This window comes from Streptomyces sp. NPDC002838 (genome assembly GCF_040295365.1).
Taxonomy (GTDB): Bacteria; Actinomycetota; Actinomycetes; order Streptomycetales; family Streptomycetaceae; genus Streptomyces.
On record NZ_JBEOVF010000049.1, the window covers coordinates 58,693 to 70,321 of the forward strand.

An 11,629-nucleotide genomic window follows, 5' to 3' on the forward strand; every position below is an offset into this window, starting at 1 on the left:
TTGCCCTCTTCAGTCCCAACGACGGCAACCACCCTAGAGTCCCGTCCTTCGCGGGCCGAGATCAGCCGCCCGCTCGTAGCACGGCTGCGACAATCGGACCGGCCGCGTCGCCGCCGTGGCCGCCCTCCTCGGTCATGGCCGCCGCGGCGAGGTCGCCCCGGAATCCGGTGAACCAGCTGTCGGACTTGGCGTTCCCGTCGACCTCGGCGGAACCGGTCTTCGCGCCGATGTCCCCGCCGAGCCCGGCCATCGCCTCGGCGGCGGTGCCCTGGGTCGCGGTCAGCCGCATCATCTGCTTCAACTGGGCGGCCGTGCTGGACGGCAGCCCCTTGGCGGTGGCTATCTGCCGGCCGTCGAGCTCCGGCGAGACCAGGTAGGGCTGGCGGAACTCGCCGGTGATCGCGGTGGCCGTCACCGAGGCCATGTTCAGCGGGCTCATCTGGACCTGTCCCTGCCCTATCGCATTGGCGGCGCGGTCCGGGCCGCTCACCGCCGGGACACTGCCGTCGAAGGAGACGATGCCGGTCTTCCAGTCGTCCCGGCCGAGCCCGAACCGGGTCTGGGCCTCGGTGGTCAGCGACTCGTCGGTGAGCGGCTTCTCGTCGATCAGCTTGATGAAGGCGGTGTTGCAGGACTGCGTGAAGCTGTTGGCGAGCGTGGCGTTCGGGTTGGCCTTCATGCCGGTGATGTTCTTGAAGGTCTGGCTCTGCCAGACGGCGGAGTCCTCGCAGGGCGCCGGGCCGTTCATCGAGGTCACGCCGTTGTCTATGAGCATCGCCGCGGTGATGATCTTCATGGTGGAGCCGGGGGCGACGCGCCCTTCGAAGGCGGCGTTGAAGGCGTCCGTGCGGTTGTTGGCCACGGCCAGAACCTCACCGGTGCTCGGCTTGACGGCCACCACCGACGACTGGTCGTACTGCTTCACCGCCTTCTCGGCCGCCGCCTGCGCGCTCGCGCTGATCGTGGTCTCCAGCTTGCCCGGCTTGCCCTCGGCGAGGGTCAGCAGCGGGGTGTCGGCGGCGGCCTCGTCGGCGTGCCGGATCACCAGCTCGATGCCGGGCGTGCCGCCGGCCTTGTCGCCGTACTTGCCGCGCAGGGCGTCCAGGACCGGACCGAGGGAGGGGTACTTCTTCTCCGTCAGCACGGTCCCGTTCCGGTCCACGGCCTCGATCGGCGGGTTCGCCGACTCTCCGGTGACGAGGGTGTCGTCCCGCCGCAGCTCCGGGTGGATCACGGAGGGCTGCCAGTCGACCAGCGCCCGCCCGGTGGAGACCCCGCGCACGACGGTCAACTCGCTCTTGTACGTCAGAGGCTTGGACCTGCCCTCGTACGCCACCTTCGCCTTCACCGTGTAGGGGATGGTGGCGCCGGACGCCGTACCCGGCGTGATCTTCACGTCGCTGATGTGGGCGGCCTGGCCGTATGCCGTCAGCAGTGGCTCGGCCACCGTGTCGTTGTTCGTGTACGACGCCGCGGTCGCCGCGTCCCCCTTCTGCCAGGCCGCGAAGAACTTCGCCGTCGTGTCCTTGACCTCGTCCGCACTCGGCGGCCCGCTCTTCACCGGCGCGGGCCCGGCCGCACCGGGCGCGCTCCCCCCGTCGCCGTTCAGCGCGGACATGATGTTGTAGGCGCCGTACCCGGCCCCACCGACCATCACGGCGAACACACTGCCGACGACGGCAGCCTTTACCCCCCTGGCCATTGGGCGTCCCCTCCCCGTTCGCGCCTTCCCTCGCGTCTTCTGAACGCGTTCAGAAAAGGCTTGCTGTGGTTCGCACTCTATGTGGAAGGGGTGACTTGTGTAACGGGTGTTTGCTTTTGCTGTGCGAAGTTGTTGAGGAACGGTGATCAGGCGGCCGTAGCGGATCCGAGCTCGGCCAGGCACGTTGCGAGCGCTGTGAGCCGCTGGACCAGCGGGTGTCGGTGGCCGGGCCTGCGGCAGCGTCTGTCCCTTACCGACGGCCGCCGAACAGGGCAGGACGCGGCCGACGCTACTGAAAACAGCACCGACAGCGCCGGTAGGCACCAGGTGCTCCGTGTGCCCAGTTGGCACTGCCAAGCCAGGCTAATGCCCTCCCTGTTCGCGGTGGCGAGGGCATCAGTGCTTCCTGTGGCTTGTCACCGCTATGCGGCTTCGGCTACACGTGGAACGGCTGGGACATCGGCCCGTGCAACGGTCACCAGCGCGGCCCAAGCCAGGACCTCGACCAGGTGCTCGGCCAGCAGCCCGACGTGGGGATCAGGCTGGACAAGCGAGGTCGCTGGGCCGCGTGCGGTGCGTTCTGCGGCCCATTCGTGGTCGAGGCCGGTGAAGTCGTCGTCGATCCAGATGACGGGCGTGTCGCCGAGCCAGGTGTCGACATGGTCGCGTTTCCACAGGTACCCGTGGGGGTGGCTGGTGGTGATCTGTGGGCGTGGGAGGTCGACGTACGGCAGGGTCGGGAGACCGAGGAGTGGGCCGATCAGGGTGGTGGCATCGTGGCGCCAGCTGGTGCACCAGACGGGGGTGACCAGGCCGGTCTGGATCACGTGCATGAGCAAGAGGCCATGCGCAGGGTTGAGCCAGACGGTGACCGGGTCGTCGGCGCTCCGGTCAGTGGGCACGACGTCGTGCCTGTTGTGGGTCGCCGGACTGGCCCCTGCAGCGTCCGGGAAGGGGATGAGGACGCCGTCGATGTCGAGGAGCAGGTAGGGCGGGCGCATTGGTTCCTCCACAGGGAGCCGGGGGGCGGGGTCAGAGCTTGCGCGCGGTGATCAGCAAAGTGGCGGGCCAGTGGCTCATACGGGCGTCGTGGAACTCTTGGGCCGAGGTGAGCCAGAGGCCCGCGCGGTCGAGGTGTTTCTCCCAACGGGTGGCTCGCCGAACGGGACGCGGATCTCGCCGAGCTCGCGGCCTTCAAGGCCCTCGCGATCTCCAGGCTGGCCGCCCAGCACGAGGAGATCGAGCGTCTGCGGGGGCAGGCTGACACCGTCGGTAACATCCGCCACTTGCCCGCAGCGCGCAGCGGTACGGCCCCGTACGGGTCGTGCAGCTGAGACTCATACTGCCCAGGGGCCCCGCAGCCTGGCTGTTGAGCGCCTGACCCGTCCGATGAGGGGAGGCAGAGTCTCGGCGTCGGTGCGGGAGAAGACCGGGTCGCTCATCTCCGTGATCGACCCGTGCCACCGCACGGCAGGCGCGGGCCTGCGCAGGGCTGCCGGGTAGCTGGCTGCGGAATAGTCGTTGGCCAGCCGGTAGACGTGGAACCCGTGCTCGCGCAGGGGCGCAAGCACGTCGTCGACCTGCTGTCCCTGCTTGGCCAGCGTCCGGGGGGTGACCTCGATAACCAGCTCGGCGTCGTGGCGCAGCCGGCCCAGGACCGGGGCCAGCCCACGCACGGCCGCAGCCTCGCCGCCCTCTACATCGATCTTGATCAGGCAGGCGGCGGCAAGCTCATCCTCGGTGACGAGCTGGGGCAGCGGCGCCGCGTCCGCTTCGAACGAGGAGACCACGGTGCGCGGGAGGACTGAGGTGGTGCCGCCGAGGTTGGTGGAGCGCTCCAGGTAGAACGTCTTCCTGCCTACGGCGTCGGACACCGCGGCGTTCACCGTGCGGACGTTGGCGCACCCGTTGGCCTCGATGTTCGCCGTCAGGGTCTGGTGGAAGGCCGGGGAGGGTTCGATCGCGACGACGCGGCCGGTGGGGCCGACGAGCTGGGAGGCCAGCAGCGTGAAATAGCCCGTGTGCGCCGGCATCGATCACGAGGTCGCCCGGAGTGATGCGGTTGCGCATCCATGCGGTTAGGTGCGGCTCCCATGTGCCGAACAGCCAGAGGTAGCGCTGAATGACATCGCTGGTCGCCACGGGGAAGACGGTGCGGGTGCGGGCGGTCGTGGTGAGCGGGTGTTGCTTGAGGTATTCGCTCAGGTGCCCGGCCAGCCACGGCTTGCCGAGGCAGCCCGGCGCATACCGCACGTACGCACGCAGGGCTCTGAGCGCGAACGGTGGGGTCACGGCGGATCTCCCTGGGGTGGGGCGCGGTCGTTCGGCCGCGCTGCGGGCGGAAGGGTGGCAGGCTGGGCTCCCGGAGCAATCCACAGAGCGCGGGGAGGAGAGGGCGCGGGTGAAGGCGGTGGAGCCCAGCCGGGTCGCTGACCGCGGTCGGGAGGCCGGGCCGGTGGTGTATCTGCTGGTCGGGCTGACCGGGTCGGGCAAGACCACGTACGCCCAGCGGCGGCTGGAGCCGGCCGGAGCGGTGCGGCTGTCGGTGGACGAGCTGGTTCACGCCCGGCACGGCAGCTACGGCGTGGATTATCCGGAGCGGGATTACTTCGCCCTGGAGGCGCCGGTGGTCGCCGAGGTGCGTGAGCGCCTGGTGGAGCTGGTTGCGGCAGGCCGGGACGTCGTACTGGACCACGGCCTGTGGCTGCGGTCGGCCCGCCGAGAGTGGAAGAAGCTCGTCGAAGAGGCGGGTGGTCGGCCGCAGTTGTTGTACTTCCCTGTCGAGCGGGCCGAGCTGCTGCGGCGTCTTGAGGAGCGCAACCTGCGTGAGGACGCCAACGCGCTGACCGTCACGGAGTCGGCGCTTGACGACTTCTACGCCCGGTTCGAGCCACCCGAGGGCGAGGGCGAGGAGATCATCGAGCCCGGCTGGTTCTGACCCTCCCCTGAGGTCGGTGGCCGCCAGGTGGTCACCAGCCGTGTCGCCTGCAACGCCCACCAGTCGGGGATGGTCTGGAGTGAGACAGGCTGGAAGCCCAGGTGCGGGGCGTCGACCGCGATCCGGCCGCCGTGCCGGTGAAGGTGCTGGAGCAGGCGGTGGGCCTCGGCGAGCCGGGCCGGGGACGCGGTCTTCCAGGTGCCGTCCGCCGAGTGCACGGCCCGCCGCCCGATGTCCTGGCGTACGCCATCGCGCCACTTGAAGTGGTGGACGGCGACCGGTGGCCGGTTGGCGGGGCGGTGGCCCTCGGCACGGTGGTTGCCGGAGGCCACGGCGACGCTGGAGTGCGCGAGCACGATCTTGCGGGGGTCGCCGCGCAGGAGCTGGTGGGTGAGGAAGGCGCCGAGCGGATACGCCGCGTCCAGGCCCGTCTGCGGGTCCCAGCCGGTCAGTGAGCCGTCGGCGGTGACGCGGTCGAGCATCAGCCCGCCCACCACGCGGTGCCCGGCGTGCTCTGCCTGGGCGATCATCTCGTCCAGCGGGGCGGGGTACTGCTGGAACTCGTCGGCGTCGGCGAGCAGGTGCCAGCCGGGCCCGGCCTGCTGTCGCAGGGCGTCCCTGAGTTCGCTGTTGGTGTGCTCGTGCCACGGGCCGCTGCTGGTGGCGGTGGGGATGATGCCCAACTCGCGGCTGGCGGCATGGAGTTCGTGCCGCCGCTGGTCGGGGACGTGTTCGGGGAAGTGGAAGGCGATGAGGAACCGCTCGATGCCCAGGAGCCGGTAGTGGCGGACCCAGGCGGCCAGCAGCGGGACTTCGACGGGGCCGATGACGGAGACCAGCGGAGGAGGTGTGATCAGCATCGTGACTCCTTCGTACGCAGGGAGGCGAAGGTGTGGGTGAGGAAGTCGGCCTGCTCGTCGGCCGTCCGCATGCCCAGTAGGCGGGGCGCCTCGGTGCCGGGCCGGGCGGGTGGCTGGCGGATGACGGTGTGCAGGGCGTCGGCGAGGCCGTCTGGGTCGCCGGCGGGGAAGGTCAGGGCCCAGGGCTGGCCGCAAAGCCGACCGGTGAGAGCGCCGTCGTGGTCGGAGACGATCAGGGGGACGCCGAGTCGGGCAGCGTCCATCACGAGCCCGGATTCCTTGCCGATGCCGGGGTGCCGGGCGACCAGGGCGGCGTCGGCTGCGGCATAGACCAGCCGCAGCACGGTGTCCGTGACAGAGCCGGACACAGTGTGCAGGCGCAGGCCAGGCAGGGCCCGCCACCGCTCAAGAACGGCTTCGTCGAGCGGCGCCCCGGTGACCACGAGGTGCAGCGGTTCCTTCAGCCGGGCCAGGGCGGCATCGACGACGGCGATGTCCTTGTAGGGCCACCAGCCGCCCACCAGGCACACCACGGCTTCGGCGGCGGGGATACCGAAGACCGTCCGGCCGCCCTCGCGTTCGGCGTTGGTCAGGCGGCGGCCGTCGTCGACCGCGAAGGCCCGCACCACCGCAGGCAGATCCGGGAAGGCCGCCGCCATCTGATCGCCCACCGCCCGCGTCGGATACACCGCGATGACGTGCCCCTCACCCCGGCGGCCGAGCCGCCCGAGGAGCCGTACGGCGGCGTCCTCGGTGGTGACCTGTTCGTGGACGAACCGCAGGTGTGGTTGGCCCCCGAGGAGGGCGGCGGCCCCGTGCAGGGCCTCGCTCGCGGTCAGGATCACTACCGCCCCGGCGCCGGGCTGAAGGCGGCGGGCGGTCCGCAGGGCCGACGCCTCGGCCAGGCAGCGGGCGATGAGAGTGACCTGGTGCGGCAGCCGCCGCAGGCGGCGGGGCCATCGGCGCGAGCGGAAGATGCGCTGCCCGGCAGTGGAGAGCCCGGCTGCGAGGCGGGATGCGGCCAGCAGGACGGCCGCCGCTCGCCCGGCCGGGGCGGTCGCCAGCCGGGTGCCGGCTTCGCGCAGGGCCGTGACCATCTCGCGGGCGATCCCGTGCGGGGCGATGGCCAGGCTGCCGGGCCGGGCCTGGGCGAGCGCGGTCAGTGTGCGCTGGTGGTGGCCGCCCAGGCGGTTCGCGTACGGCTCGATGAGTACGAGCGGACCGGTCATCCTGAGACCGCCTGGTCCCCGTGGGCGGCGGTGAAGCGGTCCCGCAGCCAGGTGGGGTCGTTGAGGTGGTCAAACAGCTTGGGGGCGCGGGCGGCTCCACGGGCGAAGGCGACGCCCTCTTGGGCTCCGGTGGCGGCGTAGGCGGCGAACTCGCCGTCCCGGCTCGTGGTCCATGCCTCCACCCGCTCGCGGGCGTCGTCGTCGGCCATGCCGTACTCGCTGCCGCGGGCGAGCATCGCGCACTCCCGGAAACCTGCCTTCCAAGCGTGGAAGGGGCTCTGGTTGAACCGGGTGATGCCCGCGCTCTGTTCGGCGAACTCGATGCGGCCCGGGAGGGCGGCGAGCACGTCCACCGCCTCGCCCATCTCTCGCAGGGCACTGCGGCGGATCAGCTTCAGGCCGCCGTAGCCGTAGGTGAGGCCGTTGACCGGGTTGACCGCCCGCCACACCCGCATGGACACGCCCTCGCCCAGCGGCTCGACCATGGCGGGGTCGAAGTCGGTGTCGATGGCGAAGTCGCCGTCGGCGAGGAAGAACTGCTCGCGGTCGATGACCTCGGCGCACAGCCGGTAGGCCCGGCGCATCCCGTGCACGCCGTGCAGGCGCTTGACCGTGCCGCCGAGTGTTCTTTGCAGGCGGGCGTGGAGGGAGTTGGCCATCGGTTCGTCGTAGGAGAGGAGCACCGCGTCGAACCTGGTCGTCACGAGAGAGCCTCCAGGTAGCGGGCGGCGACCAGAGCGGGGGCGTAGTCGGCGGTGGAGGCGTAAGCGCGCTTGGCGTGCAGGGCGTGGAACTCGTCGTCGGTGGCGAGGCGTTCGGCCAGGGCGACGGCCTCGGCCGGGGTGTCGAAGCACATCTCGGTGTCGATGTGCTCGGCGAGCCAGCCCAGGCGCGGGGAGATGACCGGAAGGCCCATGCCCTGGCAGTCGATGACACTCATGGACCAGGGGCAGCCGGGGCGGAAGGGGGCGATGCCGAAGCGGGCGCCGGCGAGCAGGTTCTTGTAGCGGACGCGGTCACCCCGGTCGGAGACGATCTGAACGTGCGGCAGCGCGGAAAGCTGGTCGCGCATCTTCTCGGGGCTGTTGTCCAGGCCCGTGCGCTCGGGACGGCGCTGGCCGAACAGGTCCATCACCCGCAGCCGGAGATGACCGGAGGCGACCAGGTCACGGGCCAGGTGCACGAACTGCTCGGTGCCGTAGTGCGCGTACAGCCGGTGGTTGTACATGCCGATCGCACCGGCGCCGGAGACGGGCTGGGTGGTGGCGGGAGCGCGGACCAGGCGGTCGTCGCGCGGTGCGGGCACCACCCGCAGCTTCTCGCCGAGGTCCACGGTCATCCGGGCGGCGGCGGCCGATACCCAGGAGGCGGCCGTGGAGGAGTGGACCATCACTCGGTCGCAGGCGGCGAGCCCGGCGGCGAACGCCAGTAGCACCGGCCGTCCGAGACCTGCGTCGTTCAGGGATGGGTCCAGCAGGAGCTGACCGCCGCTGGTGAAGGAGAACGGCAGGTAGTGGCAGTACCCGGCCAGCAGTGTGTTGGATCCGGCTTCCAGCAGGGCCGTGCGGATCGCCGGGGCCTCCTCGATCTGGTTGGCCACCACAGCATCCGGCCTCGTCTCCCGGATCAGCGCCACCAGTTCGTCGATGTCCGCGGAGAACCGGGCCCGGTACTTCGTCCCCGGCACCTTCGTCTGGTGGAAACCGCATCGGGAATCCCCGGCCGCCGCCGGCGCCGCGACGGTCACCTCGGCCCCGGCGTCCGCCAGGGCCGGGGCGAGCAGGTCCGCGAAGATCCACCCCGAGTCGGCCGAAAGCCGGTCAGGATTGGAGATGTTGAGCAGGTACAACACGCGCATGTGCGTCGCCTCCCTCGCTTTGCCCGGAGGGTCGATCCGGGCCGGTGAGGGAAGGAAACCGGCGACGCGGGCCGTGACGGGATGATGAACTCGGATCACTCACGGTTCATTCATGCTCACCAACAAGTGACGCGGGGGCGGCCTTTGATGGGCACGCAAGACGACGAGATCACCGTCGAGCAGGCGGCCGAGAACTACGCGGCCGAGGTGGCGCGGTGGCGGGAAGTACGCGGCATGTCCAAGCGGGCGTTAGCCCAAGCCATGGGCTTCGACCCGTCCTACGTCAGCCACGTGGAGTCGGGCCGCCACAAGCCCACCGAGGAGTTCTCACGCCTCGCCGACGAAGCCCTGAACGCCGCGAAGGCGATCTGGCGACGCTGGTCCGAATACGAGAAGGCGAAGGCCCGTGCCCGGCGTCCGGCGGTCACGCCGCCCGCCCAGCGTAGGCCCGAGCAGCCGTACGCGACCGGATCGGCCCTCGTCGTCGAACACGACGCCGCCCGGCTCCAGTACGACGGCAGCAAGTACCGGCTGACCATGCGCCGCCGACTGCGGAACACCGGCGAGGAGCCGGTGACTCGCTACCTGATCCGGATCTCCGTGGACCGCTACCCCGGCGATCCCGAACGCTCAAACGCCCACTACCGGGCACACCCGCTGACCTGGCACGAACTCGCCCTCACCGCGACCTGCCGGGGCGAGGCAATGAGCCGGCAGGTGAAACACGACCGTGACGCCTTCAAAGAAGTCTGGCTGGTGTTCGACAACGAACACGGACGCTTCCCGCTCTACCCGGGCGAGTCCGTGTGGATCGAGTACGCCTACACCGTCGGCGACGACAAGTGGGGCAACTGGTTCCAGCGGGCCGTACGCCTGCCCACCGAACAGCTCGAAGTCCAACTCGTCTTCCCCGCCGCCCTCGACCCGGTCGTGTGGGGCACCGAAACGTCCATGACCGCCGAAGCCTCCCCGCTGCGAACCCCGCCCGTCCGCAGCGACGACGGTGAGCTACGGCAATTCACGTGGATCACGACCACACCCGCCCTGCACGCTCGGTACCGTCTGGAGTGGCGGTTTCGGGCGCGGCCCGAACACGACACGGATCAAGGGGAGTTCAGGTGATTGACGTGCGGCCCAGCCAGCAGATGCGAGACCTCGGCGTCGTCCAGCACGGCGCCGGCATCCTCGCCGAACCGGCCCGCGCCTTCGATCTGCCCGCCGAGCACGACGAGGCCGAGCGCGTCACGGACGAGTTGTTCGCCGCCGTGGAGCGGATCGGGCAGGTCCACCCCTTCGCCAAAGGCATGGGCATCGCGGCCCCTCAGATCGGCATCGGACGTGCCGCCGCCGTCGTGCTGCCGCCGGGCGATGCCCCGGCGATCATCCTGCTCAACCCGAAGATCACCGACCGCTCCGCCGAGGCGGACGAACAGTACGAGGGCTGTCTGAGCTTCTTCGACGTTCGCGGCCTCGTTCCTCGCCCCCTGAAGATCACTGTCGAGTCCACGGCCCTGACTGGCGAGACGGTGATCACCGTGTACGAACGCGGCCTCGCCCGCCTCATCCATCACGAGATCGATCACCTCGACGGCTTGCTGTACACCGCCCGCATGCGAACCGGCGTCGACCCGATCCCCGTGGAGGAGTACAGGCAGACCGGCCGTGCGTGGGCGTACGAGTAGGGGTGTCAGGTGAGCCGCTCAACAAGTCGCTGGCCCGCTGAACGACGGCCATGGACCGTGACCCCAGGTACTTCCCATATCGAGCTCTTGAGAAGGTTCTTGTGACCACCCAGGATCAGTCGGCAACTCCAGCAGACCTTGCTCGCTTGAAGCAGCACTTCGATGGCCCCGTGCTGCCGTCCGCGGCGCGACCGTCCCGGCCATCGGGAAATGCCCTCTACGACTACGCGCACATGGGCTACGTGCGCTCTGCTGCCAGCCTCCGCGACGGCGATGGCGACCCTGACCTCTTCGACCGCTTGGAGGAAATGGCAGAGCCTGAGAGCTGGGATGGCCGAGGTCCTGAGGCGCAGGGAGGCAACCGCATCCTTCGCAACTACATCCGGTGGACTTTCGAGCGCGCGAGCCAGCAGAGCAAGATTTCGACCGGCGCCGACGGCGGGTTCACCGCGTTCAACACAGGACTGGCAACTGCGCGGCAGGAGACGATCTATGGCCTCTTTCGACGCAATGACCGGCTTGACAGCCAGCCTTGGGTCTTCGTCGGGTGGCGAGTGGCCAGCAGCCGCGACTTCATGGACAACTTCCCACCGTCCCTGCGGCCCGATTTCGTGACGTACACCGACAACCCGGCGGATTATATCTATGACTGGCGCCGGGAGCTTGTCGTGAGCGTCGACCATATTCTCAACGACCAGGGAAACCTTGATCGCTTCCCTGCTCCCCTTCGGGGAAACTCTCACCTTGCTCGCATGGCACTGAAGGGTGCCGTAGCTGGAGCGGAGGACCGAGTCCGCCGTAACTACAAGGCAGCAGTGCCGACTTGGTACCCAGCGCAGGACACCGTCCAACTACTGCTTCCCCTGTCTCTCCTCGACGAGAGCACGGTCGACCTGGCCTTGGTCGTGTCGCGTCAGGGGGAGTTCTACCGCGGGCACACAGTGCTCACGACCGCGATGGCATACAACAACGCGAGGTTGCTTGCTCGCCCCGACAGTGACTGGTTGCAACCCGCTGGCGATGACGAGACCTCGTAAGCGTCCACCGCTGACGAGTCCGGGATCAGGGAGATGAGAACAGCGTCACTACCAGAGCCCCTGGTAGTGACGTGCACCACGCTGCTAGATTTTTCGCTCCATGCAACGAGACACTTCCCGCGTTCCTGGTGGGACACGACTCCCGGCGCAGTCGCCTTCCTAAAGCGACACGACCTGCATGGGACACAGTCTCTGCAGCGACAACAGGCTGGAAGCATCACGACGTCGGAGTAATTGTCAATTCCTGTGGATGTCGTCGCGTGACTTGATGACTGGGGATGCGGATGCCTACGCCGTCCGGGCGTTGATGGCCGGCGGTTCGG

At 69.4% G+C, this 11,629-nt stretch carries 11 protein-coding genes and 1 pseudogene; 4 read left to right on the plus strand and 8 right to left on the minus strand.

Features of this window, described 5'->3' with window-relative positions; all coding sequences use genetic code 11:
- Positions 1–61 precede the first annotated feature (61 nt).
- From ABT063_RS40990 to ABT063_RS41005, 4 genes and pseudogenes are all read right to left on the minus strand, one after another.
- Positions 62–1,702: a penicillin-binding transpeptidase domain-containing protein gene (locus ABT063_RS40990; RefSeq protein WP_351065999.1), complete on the minus strand. Its 1,641-nt coding sequence runs from the start codon at positions 1,700–1,702 to the stop codon at positions 62–64.
- A 422-nt stretch (positions 1,703–2,124) separates the two neighbouring features.
- A complete protein-coding gene (locus ABT063_RS40995; RefSeq protein WP_351066001.1) occupies positions 2,125–2,703 on the minus strand; it encodes an HAD domain-containing protein in 579 nt (192 codons plus the stop codon).
- Between the two features lie 31 nt (positions 2,704–2,734).
- A pseudogene (locus ABT063_RS41000) lies at positions 2,735–2,851 on the minus strand (SAM-dependent methyltransferase); the annotation flags it as partial.
- 188 nt (positions 2,852–3,039) lie between these two features.
- Positions 3,040–3,735, minus strand: a complete 696-nt coding sequence (locus tag ABT063_RS41005) for an FkbM family methyltransferase (protein ID WP_351066003.1) — start codon at positions 3,733–3,735, stop codon at positions 3,040–3,042.
- A gap of 368 nt (positions 3,736–4,103) precedes the next feature.
- Here ABT063_RS41005 and ABT063_RS41010 point away from each other — a divergent pair, with 368 nt between their 5' ends.
- Complete coding sequence (locus ABT063_RS41010; RefSeq protein ID WP_351066005.1) at positions 4,104–4,640, plus strand: P-loop nucleotide/nucleoside kinase family protein; 537 nt, start codon at positions 4,104–4,106, stop codon at positions 4,638–4,640.
- On the opposite strand, the gene ABT063_RS41015 is transcribed toward ABT063_RS41010, so the two are convergent.
- Genes ABT063_RS41015 through ABT063_RS41030 form a run of 4 tightly spaced genes read right to left on the minus strand, consistent with a single transcriptional unit; the run spans position 4,577 to position 8,587 of the window.
- The gene (locus ABT063_RS41015) at positions 4,577–5,500 is read right to left on the minus strand and encodes a glycosyltransferase family protein (RefSeq protein WP_351066007.1); all 924 of its coding nucleotides are present in this window, start codon (positions 5,498–5,500) and stop codon (positions 4,577–4,579) included. The two genes, ABT063_RS41010 and ABT063_RS41015, sit on opposite strands and share 64 nt — an antisense overlap.
- Entirely contained in the window at positions 5,494–6,729 is a 1,236-nt protein-coding gene (locus ABT063_RS41020; RefSeq protein WP_351066009.1) for a glycosyltransferase, read from the minus strand. Before ABT063_RS41020 ends, ABT063_RS41015 begins: the two co-directional genes overlap by 7 nt.
- Positions 6,726–7,433, minus strand: a complete 708-nt coding sequence (locus ABT063_RS41025) for a hypothetical protein (protein ID WP_351066011.1) — start codon at positions 7,431–7,433, stop codon at positions 6,726–6,728. The genes ABT063_RS41020 and ABT063_RS41025 overlap by 4 nt, the downstream gene beginning before the upstream one ends.
- Complete coding sequence (locus ABT063_RS41030) at positions 7,430–8,587, minus strand: glycosyltransferase (protein WP_351066013.1); 1,158 nt, start codon at positions 8,585–8,587, stop codon at positions 7,430–7,432. The genes ABT063_RS41025 and ABT063_RS41030 overlap by 4 nt, the downstream gene beginning before the upstream one ends.
- A gap of 147 nt (positions 8,588–8,734) precedes the next feature.
- On the opposite strand from ABT063_RS41030, the gene ABT063_RS41035 reads away from it, so the two are divergent.
- The 3 genes from ABT063_RS41035 to ABT063_RS41045 all read left to right on the plus strand — a co-directional run bounded on the left by ABT063_RS41035 (position 8,735) and on the right by ABT063_RS41045 (position 11,306).
- On the plus strand, positions 8,735–9,709 hold the full coding sequence (locus tag ABT063_RS41035) for a helix-turn-helix domain-containing protein (RefSeq protein ID WP_351066015.1): 975 nt from the start codon (positions 8,735–8,737) through the stop codon (positions 9,707–9,709).
- Positions 9,706–10,269 carry a peptide deformylase gene (locus ABT063_RS41040; RefSeq protein WP_351066016.1) on the plus strand — a complete coding sequence of 188 codons (564 nt, stop codon included), beginning with the start codon at positions 9,706–9,708 and terminating at the stop codon, positions 10,267–10,269. The genes ABT063_RS41035 and ABT063_RS41040 overlap by 4 nt, the downstream gene beginning before the upstream one ends.
- A gap of 101 nt (positions 10,270–10,370) precedes the next feature.
- On the plus strand, positions 10,371–11,306 hold the full coding sequence (locus tag ABT063_RS41045; RefSeq protein WP_351066018.1) for a DUF3825 domain-containing protein: 936 nt from the start codon (positions 10,371–10,373) through the stop codon (positions 11,304–11,306).
- The last annotated feature ends 323 nt before the right edge of the window (positions 11,307–11,629 follow it).